15 protein-coding genes and 2 other annotated features are annotated in these 16,527 nt (G+C 49.1%); of the genes, 6 read left to right on the forward strand and 9 right to left on the reverse strand.

The genetic code is table 11. The annotated features are described in order from the left end of the window. Positions 1-408: 408 nt before the first annotated feature. The 7 genes from CHH60_RS19385 to CHH60_RS30320 form a co-directional block, all read right to left on the reverse strand. Positions 409-1,965 (reverse strand): 2-isopropylmalate synthase, encoded by a 1,557-nt coding sequence (locus CHH60_RS19385; protein ID WP_095360675.1) that lies wholly within the window; start codon positions 1,963-1,965, stop codon positions 409-411. A 189-nt stretch (positions 1,966-2,154) separates the two neighbouring features. Further along, positions 2,155-2,460 (reverse strand) — a binding site (T-box leader). 52 nt (positions 2,461-2,512) lie between these two features. Beyond that, positions 2,513-2,869 (reverse strand) — a binding site (T-box leader). 87 nt (positions 2,870-2,956) lie between these two features. Beyond that, a complete protein-coding gene (gene tsaD, locus CHH60_RS19390) occupies positions 2,957-4,012 on the reverse strand; it encodes a tRNA (adenosine(37)-N6)-threonylcarbamoyltransferase complex transferase subunit TsaD (RefSeq protein ID WP_095360676.1) in 1,056 nt (351 codons plus the stop codon). Next, positions 4,009-4,521: a ribosomal protein S18-alanine N-acetyltransferase gene (rimI, locus tag CHH60_RS19395; protein ID WP_095360853.1), complete on the reverse strand. Its 513-nt coding sequence runs from the start codon at positions 4,519-4,521 to the stop codon at positions 4,009-4,011. The genes tsaD and rimI overlap by 4 nt, the downstream gene beginning before the upstream one ends. A 27-nt stretch (positions 4,522-4,548) precedes the next feature. Next, on the reverse strand, positions 4,549-5,400 hold the full coding sequence (gene tsaB, locus CHH60_RS19400; protein WP_095360854.1) for a tRNA (adenosine(37)-N6)-threonylcarbamoyltransferase complex dimerization subunit type 1 TsaB: 852 nt from the start codon (positions 5,398-5,400) through the stop codon (positions 4,549-4,551). Continuing rightward, the gene (tsaE, locus tag CHH60_RS19405; protein ID WP_095360677.1) at positions 5,400-5,885 is read right to left on the reverse strand and encodes a tRNA (adenosine(37)-N6)-threonylcarbamoyltransferase complex ATPase subunit type 1 TsaE; all 486 of its coding nucleotides are present in this window, start codon (positions 5,883-5,885) and stop codon (positions 5,400-5,402) included. The genes tsaB and tsaE overlap by 1 nt, the downstream gene beginning before the upstream one ends. Positions 5,886-6,080: 195 nt before the next feature. Beyond that, positions 6,081-6,257: an H-type small acid-soluble spore protein gene (locus CHH60_RS19410; protein ID WP_095289132.1), complete on the reverse strand. Its 177-nt coding sequence runs from the start codon at positions 6,255-6,257 to the stop codon at positions 6,081-6,083. A 4-nt stretch (positions 6,258-6,261) separates the two neighbouring features. Beyond that, complete coding sequence (locus CHH60_RS30320) at positions 6,262-6,558, reverse strand: hypothetical protein (protein ID WP_255248005.1); 297 nt, start codon at positions 6,556-6,558, stop codon at positions 6,262-6,264. Positions 6,559-6,754: 196 nt separating this feature from the next. Between CHH60_RS30320 and ku the strand changes: the two genes are divergently transcribed. The 5 genes from ku to ligD all read left to right on the forward strand — a co-directional run bounded on the left by ku (position 6,755) and on the right by ligD (position 12,043). Further along, positions 6,755-7,663 (forward strand): non-homologous end joining protein Ku, encoded by a 909-nt coding sequence (gene ku / locus CHH60_RS19420; RefSeq protein ID WP_095360678.1) that lies wholly within the window; start codon positions 6,755-6,757, stop codon positions 7,661-7,663. 276 nt (positions 7,664-7,939) lie between these two features. Next, positions 7,940-8,809 carry a VOC family protein gene (locus CHH60_RS19425; RefSeq protein WP_095360679.1) on the forward strand — a complete coding sequence of 290 codons (870 nt, stop codon included), beginning with the start codon at positions 7,940-7,942 and terminating at the stop codon, positions 8,807-8,809. Positions 8,810-8,984: 175 nt separating this feature from the next. Beyond that, positions 8,985-10,097 (forward strand): GerAB/ArcD/ProY family transporter, encoded by a 1,113-nt coding sequence (locus tag CHH60_RS19430; protein WP_095360680.1) that lies wholly within the window; start codon positions 8,985-8,987, stop codon positions 10,095-10,097. Between the two features lie 51 nt (positions 10,098-10,148). Further along, entirely contained in the window at positions 10,149-11,105 is a 957-nt protein-coding gene (locus CHH60_RS19435) for an ATP-dependent DNA ligase (protein WP_095360681.1), read from the forward strand. 47 nt (positions 11,106-11,152) lie between these two features. Further along, entirely contained in the window at positions 11,153-12,043 is an 891-nt protein-coding gene (gene ligD / locus CHH60_RS19440) for a non-homologous end-joining DNA ligase (protein ID WP_095360682.1), read from the forward strand. 74 nt (positions 12,044-12,117) lie between these two features. Here the strand turns inward: ligD and CHH60_RS19445 are convergent, their stop codons facing one another. Together CHH60_RS19445 and cls are read right to left on the reverse strand one after the other, a co-directional pair. Further along, the gene (locus CHH60_RS19445) at positions 12,118-13,026 is read right to left on the reverse strand and encodes a YitT family protein (RefSeq protein WP_095360683.1); all 909 of its coding nucleotides are present in this window, start codon (positions 13,024-13,026) and stop codon (positions 12,118-12,120) included. Positions 13,027-13,371: 345 nt separating this feature from the next. Further along, on the reverse strand, positions 13,372-14,811 hold the full coding sequence (cls, locus tag CHH60_RS19450; protein ID WP_095360684.1) for a cardiolipin synthase: 1,440 nt from the start codon (positions 14,809-14,811) through the stop codon (positions 13,372-13,374). Between the two features lie 367 nt (positions 14,812-15,178). On the opposite strand from cls, the gene CHH60_RS19455 reads away from it, so the two are divergent. Beyond that, the gene (locus CHH60_RS19455) at positions 15,179-16,525 is read left to right on the forward strand and encodes a hemolysin family protein (protein ID WP_095360685.1); all 1,347 of its coding nucleotides are present in this window, start codon (positions 15,179-15,181) and stop codon (positions 16,523-16,525) included. Positions 16,526-16,527 lie beyond the last annotated feature (2 nt).

Genomic DNA, 16,527 nt, shown 5'->3' on the forward strand with positions numbered 1-16,527 from the left:
GAATTGTGAAAAATATTTTTACTCTACTCCATTTCATATTTATCCACAGAAAAGCAAGATAGCAAGCAATTTAATAAAGTTAATTATACAGCGGTAGAATCGCATTTTTGAACAAAAACCATATTTATCCACCAAGTTATCCACGTTATCCACAAGTTTGTGGATACAATAGGTGTATACTATCCCCTAAACCCTTTTAGTTTCGAAAACATTGCTGGATTGGCTTTGCTACAGTTACCCACAAATTATCCTGAATATGTGGATAACTATAATCACATCTTGACAGATCGCTTTTTACTTATATAGATTATCTCACATAATCAGACAAAAGCAGACCTTCAGATCAAGGTCTGCTTTTCAATTTCCGATAAGTCACTTTGCTCTTTTACCTTAGCCATACAACCTTTTCTATACATGTACCGACTTGTCGCTTTCCGTTGACTCTGCCTTGAGTCCCGCAGCGTTACATGCTGCCACATAAGCAAGACCTGCTGCCATAACAATATCATTATGCGTAGCCGTTCCTCTGAATTCCCGTCCTGCACGCTCCACGGCAACAGCCGCCTCTGCCGTCGCCTCTTCTCCTCCGCTCAGCGCATGGATTTCCATGTCCACGAAGCTGATATCATCGGAAATGCTCTGACCGATCGCACGGATGGCTGCTTCTACCGGTCCGCTGCCCACCGCAGAATACGTCTGTTCGCCCGCACCTGTCCGGATCCGAACGGCTGCCATTCGATCCGTCATGCTGCCTGCCGTTACCTGCAGTTCAACCAGTTCATAATCCTGCGCAGGAATGTTCATCGTCTGGCTGACCATTTGCAGCAGTTGATCGTCACTGACCACTTTTTGCTTGTCAGCCGTTTCCTTGAATACTTCGTACAGTTGCTCCATTTGCTGCTCATCCGGTTCGAAACCGTACTTACGAACGCGGTCTTTCAGGGCGTGACGACCGGAATGTTTCCCCAGAATGATCATGCTGCGCGGAATACCCAACGCTTCAGGATCCATGATTTCATAGGTGTTCCGATTCTTCAGCAGTCCATCCTGGTGGATTCCCGATTCATGCTGGAACGCATTGCGTCCGACAACAGGCTTGTTATAAGCAATCGGGAAGTGCATGGCCCGGCTGATCTGGCGTGAAGTCTCGTATAGCTGATTCAATTTGATATTGGTTGTGGCACCAATGGCATCTCCTCGTGTCTCCAGTGCCATGATCAGCTCCTCCAATGCACAGTTTCCTGTACGCTCACCGATTCCGTTGATCGTTACTTCGATCTGGGAAGCCCCGTTCGCGATCGCAGCCAAACTGTTGGCCACTGCAAGTCCTAGATCATTATGACAGTGCGCGCTATACCGTACTTGATCGCCCCCCCTTGCCCCCTCGCGGACTCGGCGGAACATCTCTCCGTATTCATGCGGCAGCGCGTAACCAACGGTATCCGGCAGATTGATGATGCTGGCCCCAGCTTCAATAGCTACCTCAACCATCTCGATCAGGTCATCCATCTTGGTCCGGGCTGCATCCATCGCCGTGAATTCCACAATGTCGGTAAACTGGCGTGCATAGGACACCATCTCCCGTGCAGTAGCAACCACCTCACTACGCGGACGACGCAATTGGTGCTCAATATGGATATCTGACGAAGAGATGAACAGGTGAATCCGGCGGCGTGCAGCATCAGCAGTTGCTTTCACTGCAGCGTCTATGTCTCCTTTGACCGCACGGGCGAACCCGCAAATTTCCACGTTTTGCAGTTGTCTGGATATCGCCTGGACCGCCGCGAACTCACCTGGGCTGGAGATCGGGAATCCAGGCTCAATGACGTCAATGCCAAGCGCAGCCAGTTGATGAGCCAGCTCAATTTTTTGCTCGGGCTGCAGACTGGCCCCAGGTGCCTGTTCTCCATCACGCAGTGTAGTATCAAAGATCTCAATTTTCCGCTTGTTCATTTCCGTTGTCATTATACTCCGCCTCCATCAATTTCAATGTATGTGTATTCCATGATAAACATTATCCATGCTGGTTTTTTTCTCCTGAGTGCATGTCGACTTGCACTCCTGAATTCAATACCTGCTCACCATTCCAAAACGATGCTCTTCCACACCCACCCATTTGCTGCCGGCAGCAAAACAAATAACCCGCCATCTCATCTAAGAGACGGCGGGTTATATCCCCTCCGCGGTACCACTCTTGCTTGACGATTCCGGCTTGCGCCAGATATCATCCACCTCGTCGTCTCCAGACTCACCATCTCTGCGCTGTTCATCACGCTGCTTGGTGAAGCAATCTGGAGAAACACCCTATAACGGTGGTCAGCCGTTGCTGTGTACACAGGAATTCCTGTTTCCACAGCTCCGTTCCCGGGCGAGATTCAAACGATTCCAGCCACTGCGTCGCACCACCCCGCAGCTCTCTGAGCGCTTCATCGTTTTACTGCTCCCGTTCATTACATTTATCGTATGTAACCCTTTTGTTCAATCAAAAAAGCCTGCCATCTCTCGCAATAATGCAAGAGACGACAGGCTGTAACCATCGCGGTACCACTCTTGTTGACTTTCCATGCTCCCAAGGCAGCTTCCGTATGCGTCCATACGGATCTATTTCCTCAAGGTTGAAAAATCCCCTTTGTTATTGCCGAGTTCTTCCTGACATTCAGGTCATCTGCACGGCAACGGCCCAATCACGGAGGCAATCCGTAACGATGTACTTTCTCATGACCAGTTCGGCCTTCGGATCTCCTGGGGAGTTTCCGTGTTCCATCGTTCCGCTTCCAGGCGAGTTTCTGGTTTCCTTCGACTGCGTTGCACCACCCCGCAGCTCTCTAAGACCCGGATTAACCTTACTATTCCTGTTCATTGCGTTTTCGGTTCAGGACTTCAATATCCTGTTTAAATTTGTAACTAATATACAATCTTCACATGCTGCTGTCAACTCTTAAATTCCAATGTTTGACTACATAGACTGAACAGACCATGCCTCCAAGGATAATCCTGGATCTGCCTTGGCATCGAATTCCGAGATTTCACCCCGCTGCCATTTCAAATAAGCGGCAGCTCCGATCATCGCTGCATTATCCGTACAGTACTCCATCGGCGGGATCAGCAATTCGAGTCCTTCCTTGGCACATCGCTCCTGCAGAGCCGAGCGTAAACCGCGGTTAGCCGCAACACCTCCGCACAGCAGCAGCTGGCGTGATCCGTATTCACGAACAGCTCGCACCGCCTTCTCTACCAATACTTCCACTACAGCTTCCTGGAACCCACGTGCAACAGCAGATGGTTCCAGCGTTTCTCCACGCATTTTGGCCTGATTGAGTGCGTTCAGAACAGCAGATTTCAATCCGCTGAGACTGAAGTCATAAGAACCCGCTTCCAGCCACACCCGAGGTAACGGCACAACCTGTTCTGCTTCAGAAGCCATCCGGTCCACATGAGGGCCTCCCGGATACGGGCACCCCAAGGCACGTGCTACCTTGTCATAAGCCTCGCCTACGGCATCATCCCGTGTACGGCCAATCAGCTTGAACTTACCCTCGGATTCCATATGCACAAGCTCCGTATGTCCACCAGACACCACCAGAGCCATCGCAGGATATTGCAATTCATGTGTAAGCCGGTTGGCATAGATATGGCCAGCAATATGATGCGTGCCAATCAGCGGTTTGCCCAGAGCCATGGCAAGCGTTTTGGCTGCAACAATACCTACCAGCAATGCCCCCACCAAACCAGGTCCCTGCGTTACGGCGATCGCGCTCAGGTCTCTTGGACGGATACCGGATTGTTCAATCGCCTGTTCCATCATCAAGGTAATCACTTCAACATGCTTACGTGAAGCGACCTCAGGCACCACTCCGCCAAATGCCTTATGTGTTTCAATCTGACTCGAGATCAGGTTGGACAGCACTTCCTGCCCATCCTTGACCACGGCAACCGATGTTTCATCACAGCTGGTCTCCACCGCCAAAATATAGGATGGACCCGATTGTTGTTGTTCACTCAGTTCGTTCATGAATCCGTTACGCTTCCTTCCTCTTCGCCGCTCCGGCCAGCAGGCGGCAAATTCGCCCACATAATCATCGCATCCTCCTGATTGTCGGAGTAATACCTTTTGCGAAGACCTGCCGATTCAAACCCTTTTTTCTCATACAAACGCTGGGCAACCAGGTTCGATACCCTCACTTCCAGCGTCATTCGCTCCATGCCAAGATATGCCGCTGTTCTCATAAGCTCATCCAGCAGCTTTTCGCCAAGCTTGCGACCCCGGTAGGCCTCTCTTACCGCAATGTTGGTAATATGGGCCTCATCCATAATGGTCCACATCCCGGCATATCCGATAGCCTTGCCTTCCAGTTCCATGACCATATATTTGGCAAAATGATTATTCGTTAATTCGTTTCGAAATGCTTCTTCCGTCCAGGGCATCGTAAATGCCTCATGTTCAATTACCATAACATCCGGAATGTCGTTCAATGTCATGAGTCTGAACTGAAGTGCTGCATCCTGTCCGTAACCTTCCATATCGTACATCCGCTCGCCACCCTTCTTTCAGCCTTTGCGCAGTAGATTGGCTTCCGCCTCGGCCAGCTGGGTGTAGTTCGGCACCAGCGCGTGCACATCGTCGCGCTGCCCTGCAAGCAGCGCTTCGGCGCCAAGGCGCCCGATCCAGCGGCCTTCCAGCTCATAGGGAACGAGCTGGAGCGCCGTTCCTGCAGGGCAGCGGAGCTCAGCCGCTGCTGCTGCATGCGGGCCCGTCTCGCCGACAATCCAGACGGCTGCGGGCCGCTCCTCCGGCGCCGCCTCCGCCATGCGGGCGGCGAGGGCTTCCAGCCATCCGTCCATCATGCGGATGGCATCTGGCGCGAGCCGCCGGGGCGCATCGCTCCCGGCGGAGGCGAACAGCGCGGTATATGCCTGACCGCGCCGCGCATCCACGAGCGGAACGATCCAGTGGACAGGGGCGGCACCTGTGCCGCCCTGGTCCGCGGATGGCGTTCCGCCAGCCCCTGCTGCGGCAGGTTCATCTGCCGCAGCTTCGGCCTTGGCCGCGAGGCCTCGGTGCCATCCGCCCCAGGCCATCGCCTGCAGGCTGGACACCCCAGCAACGGGGATGTCCCATGCCCAGGCGAGTGTCTTCGCCGCCGTTACCGCAATGCGGATACCTGTGTATGAGCCTGGTCCGATGCCTACGGCAATGCCGTCCAGCTGGCCAGGTGCAGTGCCGCTGGCTGCCAGCAGCTGCTCCATTACAGGCACGACGTGCACGGAGTGATTCCGTTCAGCACGTTCATTGCGCTCCTCGAGCAAGGCGTGATCTTCCATCACCGAGGCAGCCATCACCGCGGTGGACGTATCCAACGCCAAAAACCGCTGACGCGGCTTTTTTTGTAAATCTTCCATCATCTATTGACTCCATTCTGTCTGAACTGCCGGCACATGGCGGCATAAGTCTCACCGTATCCATCCAGCGTAATCTTGCGATCCTCCGGACCGGTTGTTTCAATCTGTACATGCAAATGGTCCTCCGGCAGCAGTTCGGGAATGATACTGGACCACTCCACAAGACTGACTCCCGCTCCATAGAAGTATTCATCCAGTCCAAGCTCGTCCGCTTCTTCCAGTGAAATACGATACACATCCATATGATATAAAGGCAAACGTCCTTCATATTCCTTGATTAACGTAAACGTGGGGCTGTTCACCACTTCACGTATACCCAAATGCCAGGCAAACTTCTGTGAAAATGCCGTTTTGCCCGCGCCCAAATCACCGTCGAGTGCAATCACCATTCCGGCAGTTGCCTGTTCAGCAAGTGCGGACGCGAGCGCTTCTGTATCTGCAATGCCATGGGATTGATACACCCACTGCTCATGCGTCTTATTCAATATACGCCCCACCTTTGGCGGTCAGCCGCCTGAGTTCACTTTGAACCTTATTATATCGGTCCCTTTCTTCCCCCGCAAGCATCGGGGATGGACAGCAAAAGCGATACGGGTCGTCATAAAGTCAAATAAACCGGCACCTGACGGCACCGGCCTTCCTAAGACATCTTGCTATCTAACAGTACCTTCGCTAACTTTCTACTCCTCCAGGCGGTCCACACGAACCGTCTGTGTATTACCGGGATTGCTGCCTACCTGAACCGTTGCCATCCCATTAGCTTCATCCACATGTTCGATCCATACCGGATCTCCCTCCAGGGTTACCGCAATCGTATCTTTGGAATCGTAAATCGCCTTGGCACGTTTTGCATCCATCATGTTATTCATACTCTCCTTCCGGATCATCATGTGGTTCACGAATCATCGTGTCCGTCGTACTCTCACCAATATACCCGTTATCCTCGGTAACCTGGCCCCCACCTAACCCTTCATTCACCATCCGGTCAATGTCGAGCATGAAGGACTCCCGATCAAGTGGCAGCTTTTCGGAAGTCACCGCTTCCCAGTTCACCGCAGCAGCTGGCGTGTAAAATTCTTCAGAATCCTCTGCCCCGGCAATGGGATATGGAGAAAACGCATGTTTGTGCGCTTCTTCTTCATCCCTACTGTTCTTCATTTCGGCACCTCCCAGCTTGTTCGATGTCATCCACTTCCTGACTCACATGCTTAAGACTCAATACCGTGTTCAAGCATGTTTCTGTTATCATCCCCCAGTCAGCCCGAACCATACGAATTCATCCTGTAAGCGATTATCCAGTCACAGAAATGCCCATACTACATCATAAAAAGGTACCTCGGAAAGGAGCCGACCCATGCATACGGTCTGGAAAGGTGCAATCAGCTTCGGTCTCGTGCACGTCCCTGTCAAAATGTTCTCGGCTACTGAAGACAAAGACATCTCCATGCGCTACATCCATAAAGTCTGCGGCAGCCCGCTCGCTTATGTGCGTCAATGTCCTTCCTGTGAAGTGGATGTGAAGTGGGAAGAAATTACGAAAGGTTATGAATACGAAAAAGGAAAATTTGTGCTCTTCGAAAAAGACGAGCTGGAGGCCCTGAATGATTCAGCCAGCAAGACCATCACCATTCTGGATTTTGTGGACTTGACGGAGATTGATCCCATCTATTTTCAAAAAACATATTACCTCTCTCCCGATCAGGCCGGCGGTAACGCTTATCAGCTGCTGATGACAGCCATGCGGGATACAGGTAAAATCGGCATCGCCAAGGTCTCCATTCGTTCCAAAAGCAGCCTGGCTGCCATTCGGGTACTGGAGGATTGTCTCTCCATGGAAACCATCTTCTATCCAGATGAGATTCGTCCGGTCTCACAAGTACCAAACTTGCCAGAAGCTCAAAATGTCAATGACAAGGAATTGACGATGGCGAAGCTGCTGATCGATCAACTGTCCACGCCTTTTGAACCCGGCAAATATACAGACGATTACCGCAATAAACTGCTGGATCTCATCAATCACAAAGTTGCGGGTGAAGAGATCAAGATTGCGCCGGCTAAACCGGAAGCGAATGTCATGGATCTGATGGCAGCCCTTCAAGCCAGCATTGAGGCAGTCAAGCCCATTCCGGCAGATCCGGGAACTGCAACAGCCAAGCCCAAGAAACGCGCACCCAAAAAGACAGCGGTGCAAGCCGTGGTCGGAGGCGATTCCGAAGCCGCTCCAGCCAAAAAGAAAAGAGCAGCTTCCAAACCCAAAACATAACGAACAAAAATTTTTATATGACATGAACCATCCGGCTCTGATAGCCGGATTTTTGTTTTTAAGAGCTCTTATGTCCACTAGCTTAAGTTTGCTCGTAACGTGAAAATACAATTGACGAAAGAAGATTTATATTTTATATTAACTTATAAAAAGTAACTTATTTATAATTATAAAGTTTAGCCTATCGAACCGAATTCGAGAAAGAACTAACAACCTATATTTTCATGCAATATATATTCGATGAACTCAAACCCATTTAATTTAGGAGGAAATCATATGACTACCCCATACCAAATCCCTGCAACGACTCACTTGGGTGAAGTAAGCCTGCGAATCAGCAACCTGGATCGATCCATAAAATTCTATTCCGAAGTGGTTGGACTTCAATTACTGGAACGTCAGGATATGACGGCAACGATGACCGCGGATGGCAAAACGTCGCTGCTGCGCCTGGAAGAACTGACTGATGCGGTGACCTTGCCTGTACGCTCGCACGCAGGCTTGTACCATTTTGCCATTCTGCTGCCTGACCGCAAGTCCCTCGGGCTTGCACTCCGCAACCTCGCTGCCTCAGGCATTGAAATTGGTCAAGGGGATCACCTGGTGAGTGAAGCCTTTTATATTTCCGATCCGGATCAAAACGGCATTGAAATCTACGCTGACCGTCCACGTGATACCTGGAGACGTGATACAGACAACAACTACATCATGGCCAGCGATCCGGTAGATGTACAGAGCTTGTTCGACATCTCGGAGAATGAGCCATGGCATGGCCTTCCGGCCGGAACGGTTATTGGTCATGTACACTTTCATGTACGCAGCCTGGAAGAATCCCGCCGTTTCTACACGGGTGTGCTCGGGTTTGACGTCGTTGGCAATTTTGCGGGCATGTCGGCGCTGTTTGTTTCCGCAGGTGGGTATCATCACCATATCGGCCTGAATATCTGGGCAGGCACAGGCGCTCCTGCGAATCCGAACCAGGCTACGGGAATCGACTACTTTACCATCGTATACGCCGGACAGGAACAACTTCAGCAAGCGCTGGAACAATTGCGCACGCAAGGTGCCGCACTTGAGGAACTGGGCGGTCAATGGTTTACCATTGATCCGCAGAATATCCGTATACGGCTGGTTACAGCAGAATAAACGTGTTACTCCATTATTTTTAATTTTATTGCATACCGTGGAAGCTCGGACAGTGTACATCTCTTGACCCTTTGTTTAGAGATGATGCCCTGGTCCGGGCTTTTTTTATTATAAATATGGTGAATTTGGCGCATCCTAACCTAATATCCAGTCCGATCGATGAAGGAGAACCCACATGGTTGAAAAGGGACGTTTGACTGTAAGGCAGCTTGCCGCCTTACTGTTCCTCTGCACAATTGGTGAACAAATACTTGTATTTCCGGCCATGATCACCTCGTTCGCCCATGAAGATGCCTGGATATCCGCTTTATTCGGTGTCGCCGGAGGTATGGGGATTTTGTCCATTTTTTTGGTCACCTATAAGCTTCACCCCAAACTCAATCTGATTGAAAACGCACTTCGAACATTCGGACCTTGGATCGGGGCCTTGTTCAGCTGCTTCTATTTGTTTTATTTTCTGATTAGCACGTCCACATTCGTCAGGGAAATCGGCGATTTCATGTCGACGCAGATCCTGCGGGAATCACCACTCTGGTTCGTGCATCTGCTCTTTGTTTGCTCCCTGGTATGGGGACTCATATGTGGCCTTGAGTGCATAGCCAGGAGTGCAGAGCTTTTGCTTCCATTAATCGTCTTTTTTTTGCTTATTCTGACGGTTTGTCTACTCCCTCACGTAAAGTTGGATAACATCCAGCCGGTTCTTGCTCAAGGCATTGCTGCTCCATTTCGAGGTTTTATCGCTGTGCTGACTTATCCTTACTGTGAGTTATGCATTTTCATGATGTTATTCCCGTACGCCAAGAAGGAGCCTCATTTGGAGAAGGATATTCTTCTGGCAGGACTTATTGGCGGCCTGATGCTTACACTGACACTGACCATTTGTCTTCTGGTTATGGGACCGTTTATGACGCAGCATCATTGGTTCGCCTCTTTCCAGCTCTCGCAAAAGATTAATATAGGCAACTTTCTGCAGCGAATTGAAGCCTTCATGGCCTCCGTTTGGATTATCGCTGTTTTTTTCAAAAGCATTCTGTTCTTCTACAGCTTTATCCTGGGAGTTACGAACCTGTTCCGACTTTCCAGCTACCGCAAACTTATCCTGCCTGCGGCACTATTAATTTTGGCCATGTCCATTCTGGTCGCTCCCGATGAGGTTTTTTATCTCAAAGTGATTATCCCCTATTGGATCGACTGGGATCTTACATGCGGCATCGCACTCCCTGTGCTGCTTATTTTGGTACATAAATTGAAGTCTCGTGTTTCAAAACTAGAACGCTATAACAGGTAAGCACTTCTGATTACGTTTACTCAATACCGCCACCCGAAAGGAGTCCTGCACATGTTTAAACCTCTGGCACCCTTTGAACCCGTATCTCGGGACAACATTCCAAACGGACCTAACTGGATTGCCCAGGTGAAATGGGATGGCGTTCGCATGCTTGCGTACGAGGATGGCCATGAACTCAAGTTGATTAACCGCAGACTGCACGACCGGACGGTTCAGTACCCAGAGCTGGTCTCTGACCGCAATCTGTGCAGCGTCCCCTCCTACATTCTGGATGGCGAAGTAATTGCGCTTGACCCCGAAACGGGAAAACCTTCTTTTTACCATGTTCTGCGCCGAGACCGCATGAGCAAACCAGACGCGATCGCCCAAGCCGTGTACCGGATTCCGGTGACTTATATGGTTTTCGATATTTTGTACTGTGATGGAAAATGGGTCACCGATCAACCGCTTGCAGAACGCCAGCGTCTGCTGCATCGTGTCCTCAACCCGGGCTCACACGTTCAGGAGGTGACCAATACCTCCGATGCGGCTTCATTGCTCACCGTTATGAGACAGCATCAGATGGAGGGAATTGTCTGTAAAGACCTTACAAGTACCTATGGCATCAATGGCAAGGATCAGCGCTGGCAAAAGGTTAAAATCATGCATGATCTATATGCCATGATTGGCGGGGTTACCTACCGGAGCGGCGTAGTTAACGCCATTGCGGTTGGTGTATATGACGGGCCTCATTTTGTCTATATTGGTCATGTCGGCACAGGGAAGCTAAACTCACCCACCTGGCGTAAACTGACCGAGCAAGTCGAACCTTTGATTCAAGAGGAGCGGCCGTTCCATAACGTGCCCGAACGAAGCTCAGAGACGACATGGATCAAGCCCCAGCTCGGAGTCAAAGTGCAATACATGGAGCTGACCCAGCATCGAACGCTGCGCCACCCGAGCATACAAGCATTTGCGGAAGTGTCCCGTGAAGACTGCCTTGCCAGCCAGCTCGTTATTGATGTGTAGTTGTTACTCTATATTTCGTTTATCTCTTAAGAAAGGGAGGTGTTGATATGCCCCGCACGATCAAAGGTACCATTACCATTGAGGGAATAGAGCTTACTGTAACCAATCCCGATAAACTGCTGTGGCCTGAAGCAGGAGTAACGAAAGCCATCTATTTGCAGAAGCTTGCCGCTATTGCTCCCTTTCTGCTGACGTACACCAGGAACCGCCTCCTGACAACCATTCGGTACCCGCATGGTGCAGGCGGTGAATTTTTTTATCAAAAAAATGCTCCTGAACCCATTCCTGAGTTCGTACGTACCGAGATCCACGAAGGCATCCGCTATATCGTCATGGACGGTCTTCCTGAACTGCTGTGGCTCGGCAATCTTGCCGCTCTGGAGTTCCATCCCTCCTTACACGCCGTAGGCAGCCATCTCCCATGTGAATGGATGATTGATCTCGACCCCTCACTTGAGGATGAGCCACGTATTATGCAGGCTGCTCTGATAGTAGGGGAAACGCTGACTTCCCTTGGCCTCCGTTCCGTACCCAAAACTTCCGGTGCCACAGGCATACAGATCATCGTTCCCATCCGTCAGGGCGTCACCTTTGATGAGCTGCGGGATATTGGTCACTTTGTTGGCAAATACGTCACCCAGAAGCATCCTGACCTGTTTACACTGGAGCGGCTCAAAAAAGACCGGGGGGACCGCATTTATTTCGATTACCTGCAGCATTATGGCGGCAAAACCCTGGCAGCACCATATACCCCTCGAGCTAAACCCGGAGGTACCGTATCCACCCCGCTCACGTGGGATGAAGTTCGGGAAAATGTGTCGGTTAAGGATTATCATCTGATGAATATCGTGGAACGGCTTCAGCAGGTAGGCGATCTCATTGCCACTGTTGAGCCGCAGCCCGTTGAGCTGATCACGCAGCACTTGAAAAAGAAATAGCCGGCTGCCCTCAAACCAAGGGTGCCGGCTATTTCTTTTATTTGAAGCTTTTTGTTTATATCGGATAAAACTCGCTAATGGATACCTTTTTTCTTGAAACGTCCGCCCTTCACGTCATGAATGTTACCGATCGCCACAAAGGCTTGCGGGTCCCAATCTTCCACGATCGACTTCAGCTTCGCTTCTTCCAGACGAGTGATGACCACAAAGATAATCTTCTTCTCATCCCCGCTGAATCCACCTTCCCCATCCAGGAAAGTAACCCCACGACCGAGACGGTCTGTCAGAGCTGAACCAATATCCCGATATTTCTCACTGATGATCCATACCGATTTGGACTGATCCAGACCTTCGTTAACGATATCAATCATCTTCATGGCAATATAGTAGGCGATCATCGAATACAGAGCATTCGGCCAACCAAATACAAATCCCGCGCCTGCGAAAATAAACACGTTAATAAACAGCACAATCTGTCCCACAGAAAGTGGTGACTTCTCACTCAGCAGGATGGCTACGATCTCCGTACCATCAAGGGATCCGCCGGACCGGATAACGAGACCCACACCAACCCCCAGAATCAATCCGCCGAAAACAGCTCCGAGCAGCGGTTCACCTGGTGTCAAAGCAGGAACATGGTGCAATAATGAAGTTCCGATGGACATGACAACAATGCCAAGCAATGTGGACAGTGCGAACGTTTTACCAATTTGTTTGTATCCCAAAATCAGGAACGGCAAGTTGAGCAAGGTCAGGAAAATCCCCAGCGGCAGATGCGTAAGCTCTGACACCATAATCGAGATCCCCGTGATTCCACCATCAATTACGCCATTGGGCACAAGAAATATTTCAAGTGATACGGCCATCAGTGCGGCACCAATCAAAATCATTACAATACGTTGCAGGAGCTTCAGCGTAAATACCGAGCTTTTTACATTCCGATCCGGTTTCGATGTTATTTCTTTAACCGTTACATTGGACATGGTATCCCCCCCGTTTGATCAATATGTGAATCAATTTCATAAATCATTTAAATACCGAACGGGGAAACTACATATAGAAGAAAACGATCTCGGTCGACCCTATACGTACCCTGCTTATAAGCATCTAAAAGCAATATGAAATGGATTCAAATATGTCTTAATTCCGGTTTACACTTCGAAAAGAGAGCAAAAAGGAGCCTGTTTCCCGCAGACTCCCCTCCTTCGCCAAGACATGATTTATATATTTATTATATCATAAAAGATCAAATTTGAGCAAAATAGTTAGCAAAAAGAAGATAAATTCAAAAAAAGTGAATTTATCTTCAGAAATCGAACTAAAAACGGCTAAAGCAGCGGAGAAAGCATGCGAGAAAGTATTTCTGCCCCTTTTTGTCCTCGTGATCGCCCCTGAAAGACTTCCAGATCAATTTTGCTGCATTCCTGCAGATCCCGTTCAAAATCTTCAATAAGCCGATTCATGGAAGAAGCCTCAAACAAGACGGCGGTCAACTCGAAATTGCAGAAAAAACTCCGCATATCCATGTTGGCAGTTCCTACGGTTGCAAGAAGTCCATCCACAATCATGACTTTGGCATGTACAAATCCTTTTCGATATTGATAAAACTCCACTCCCGCACGAAGCAGTTCCTCAACGTAAGAGAGAGAGGCCAGATGAACAAGCCGGGAATCCGACTGGTAAGGAATGATAATCTTAACATCCACTCCGCTTACAGCTGCGGTCTTGAGTGCTTCATACAGGGCAGGGTCCGGAATAAAATAGGGACTTGTAATATAGATGCGGTTACAGGCTACCGAGATGGCACCAAAACACATCTCCTGAATGGCATCCCACTCCTGGTCGGGACCGCTGGCGAGAATTTGAATGCGTTCTTCACCGCTGCATATGTGGGGTGGGAACAACTCGGTCAATTGAGGATCGGAAATCTGCTCTCCAGATGCCAGCTTCCAGTCATTAAGAAATGTATTCTGCAGGAAATAAACGGCATCTCCCTCAATCTGCACATGAGTATCCCGCCAAAATCCAATATTCGGATACTGCCCAAGATAATCATCGCCTACGTTTATCCCGCCCACGAATCCTACCTTGCCATCCACAACGACAATCTTACGATGGTTGCGATAGTTCACCCTGCGATCAATCGTAGCGATCAATGGTGGAAGAAAGAAGTGAAACTCTACTCCCGCTTCCTTCAGCTTGCGGATAAAGCTCCAGCTCATTTTATGACTGCCCAGACCATCACAAATAAAACGAACCTTAACCCCTTCCTGTGCCTTACGAATCATGACTTCCTGGAATTGGGTACTGATCACATCATCCCGGAAGATATAAAATTCAACGTGCAAATGATGTTTCGCCTTCTCCATTTCATGCAGCATTGCAGAAAATGCCTCTTCTCCATTCGTAAGCACCCTGCTGTGATTACAACCGGTTATCGGGCTTTCCGACAGATGGGTTAATAAATTGAACAACCGCTGCTGATGCTCGAAGCCGTGATCCGGCATCTGCGAAGCATCCTCCACGATATGGGCTTGTTCCCAGATGGTCTCCCTGATCTCCCGGAAGATTCGTGATCCTGCCTTGCGGACCTTTTTACGCTTGTTATAGTCCTGCGCGACAAAGTAGTACACTACGAACCCAACGAGTGGAACGCAAAATAAAATAAACAGCCAGGCCACTGCCTTGGACGGATTACGGAATTCCAGCACCAATATTGTGGCTGCCTGAAAAATAAAAACAACTAAGATGATGACCAGCCAAAGCATTCGGCTTCCCCCTTGATGACATTCTACTGCCTTTCTCTCTCTCTTCATCAGTTTTGACGATAAAGGATATAGCTAATCATAGATACCCAATGTTAGGCACATTCGTAACGTTCGCATAGATAAAACATTACATACATAAACTAAACCTACGTTTTTGGACGGGGCTTCCTTTGAAAGGGTTGTCTATACTGACTGTGTTTGCATCTACATATTCTTTATCATGTCTAAAAAACCGCACCACAGCGCGATTTACAGGCGTTTTACCTTCCATAGTCTTCCTCCTTCGCCCCGCAGGAGGTGGTCTTCTGACCTTAAATTCGATATAATATTCGTTAAAAACTTATTACCTAAAGGAGAAGAGTAGTGAATGGACAGTGAGAGGTATGCGTTAAATTTAGTATTGGTTGCGATTTTGATAGGATTTTCAGCATTTTTCGTTGCGGTAGAATTTGCCTTGGTACGAATTCGTCCAAGCCGGATTGACCAAATGATTGCAGAAGGAAACAAGCGTGCTCTGGCTGTCAAACAGGCTGTTGCCAACCTGGATGGATATCTGTCCGCATGTCAGCTCGGGATTACCATTACATCCCTGGGTCTTGGATGGCTTGGTGAACCGACGGTTGAGAAGATTCTCCACCCTGTGTTTGAAAGTTTAAGTATGCCTGAGGCGCTCTCATCGTTCTTATCGTTTGTTATTGCCTTTGTCGCCATTACATACTTGCATGTTGTGGTTGGTGAACTAGCTCCCAAAACGATTGCAATCCGCAAAGCAGAAACGGTTGCTCTGCTGACGTCTACACCTATCATCTGGTTTAACCGAATTATGTATCCTTTTATCTGGCTGTTGAACGGCTCGGCGAATCAACTGGTCAAATTGTTTGGAATCAAGCCTGCGTCCGAGCATGAAGCGGCGCATTCAGAAGAAGAACTGCAAATTATCATTAATGAAAGCTTCGAAAGCGGCAAAATTAATCAGGCCGAGTTCGGTTATGTAAGCCGGATCTTTGCTTTTGATGAAATGCTCGCCAAGGAAATTATGGTACCCCGGACCGATATGGTCTGCCTTTATGTCAATAAAACGAATGAAGAAAACCTGGAAATTATCCGGGAGGAGCAATATACCCGATTCCCGGTTGTTAATGAGAGCAAAGACGATATCATCGGTATCATCAATACCAAACAGTTCTTCCTGGAGCTCTACGGAAACGATGAACCTGTTGATCTGTCTTCGCTGATCCAGCCCGTATCTGCTGTTCATGAAACGACTCCGGTGAAGGATCTGCTCAAGAAAATGCAGAAGGACGGTGTGCACATCGCTGTACTGGTCGACGAATATGGCGGTACATCAGGGATTGTAACCATTGAGGATGTACTCGAACAGATTGTCGGTGAGATTCGCGACGAGTTCGATGCGGACGAAGTGGAAGATATCCAGATCATTAATGAAAACTATGTGATTATGGATGGCAAGGTATCCCTGTCGAAGGTCAACGACATGTTTATGTCTAACCTCGATGCCGATGAATGGGACACCATTGGTGGATGGCTCTACAGCCATCGCCCGGAAATGAACGAGCAGGATGAGTATGAATTTGAAAACCTGACGTTTGTACTTTTGGAAAAAGACAAAAACCGTTTCTACAAGGTGGCTGTTGTACCTAAAGAACCACTTGTCATGTCTGAGTATACGGATGAAGACGAGAAAGAGGCCTAATC

The sequence above is a fragment of the Paenibacillus sp. 7523-1 genome (genome assembly GCF_002276415.1).
GTDB classification, from domain to species: Bacteria; Bacillota; Bacilli; order Paenibacillales; family Paenibacillaceae; genus Paenibacillus; species Paenibacillus illinoisensis_A.

What these genes read in the sequence shown, in the direction of transcription:
- CHH60_RS19385 (WP_095360675.1), bottom strand. Translation starts at nt 1,965, where the DNA reads ATGACAACGGAAATGAACAAGCGGAAAATTGAGATCTTTGATACTACA.
- tsaD (WP_095360676.1), bottom strand. Translation starts at nt 4,012, where the DNA reads ATGAACGAACTGAGTGAACAACAACAATCGGGTCCATCCTATATTTTG.
- rimI (WP_095360853.1), bottom strand. Translation starts at nt 4,521, where the DNA reads ATGGAAGGTTACGGACAGGATGCAGCACTTCAGTTCAGACTCATGACA.
- tsaB (WP_095360854.1), bottom strand. Translation starts at nt 5,400, where the DNA reads ATGGAAGATTTACAAAAAAAGCCGCGTCAGCGGTTTTTGGCGTTGGAT.
- CHH60_RS19410 (WP_095289132.1), bottom strand. Translation starts at nt 6,257, where the DNA reads ATGGATGCAAAACGTGCCAAGGCGATTTACGATTCCAAAGATACGATT.
- CHH60_RS30320 (WP_255248005.1), bottom strand. Translation starts at nt 6,558, where the DNA reads ATGAAGAACAGTAGGGATGAAGAAGAAGCGCACAAACATGCGTTTTCT.
- ku (WP_095360678.1), top strand. Translation starts at nt 6,755, where the DNA reads ATGCATACGGTCTGGAAAGGTGCAATCAGCTTCGGTCTCGTGCACGTC.
- CHH60_RS19425 (WP_095360679.1), top strand. Translation starts at nt 7,940, where the DNA reads ATGACTACCCCATACCAAATCCCTGCAACGACTCACTTGGGTGAAGTA.
- CHH60_RS19430 (WP_095360680.1), top strand. Translation starts at nt 8,985, where the DNA reads ATGGTTGAAAAGGGACGTTTGACTGTAAGGCAGCTTGCCGCCTTACTG.
- CHH60_RS19435 (WP_095360681.1), top strand. Translation starts at nt 10,149, where the DNA reads ATGTTTAAACCTCTGGCACCCTTTGAACCCGTATCTCGGGACAACATT.
- ligD (WP_095360682.1), top strand. Translation starts at nt 11,153, where the DNA reads ATGCCCCGCACGATCAAAGGTACCATTACCATTGAGGGAATAGAGCTT.
- CHH60_RS19445 (WP_095360683.1), bottom strand. Translation starts at nt 13,026, where the DNA reads ATGTCCAATGTAACGGTTAAAGAAATAACATCGAAACCGGATCGGAAT.
- cls (WP_095360684.1), bottom strand. Translation starts at nt 14,811, where the DNA reads ATGCTTTGGCTGGTCATCATCTTAGTTGTTTTTATTTTTCAGGCAGCC.
- CHH60_RS19455 (WP_095360685.1), top strand. Translation starts at nt 15,179, where the DNA reads ATGGACAGTGAGAGGTATGCGTTAAATTTAGTATTGGTTGCGATTTTG.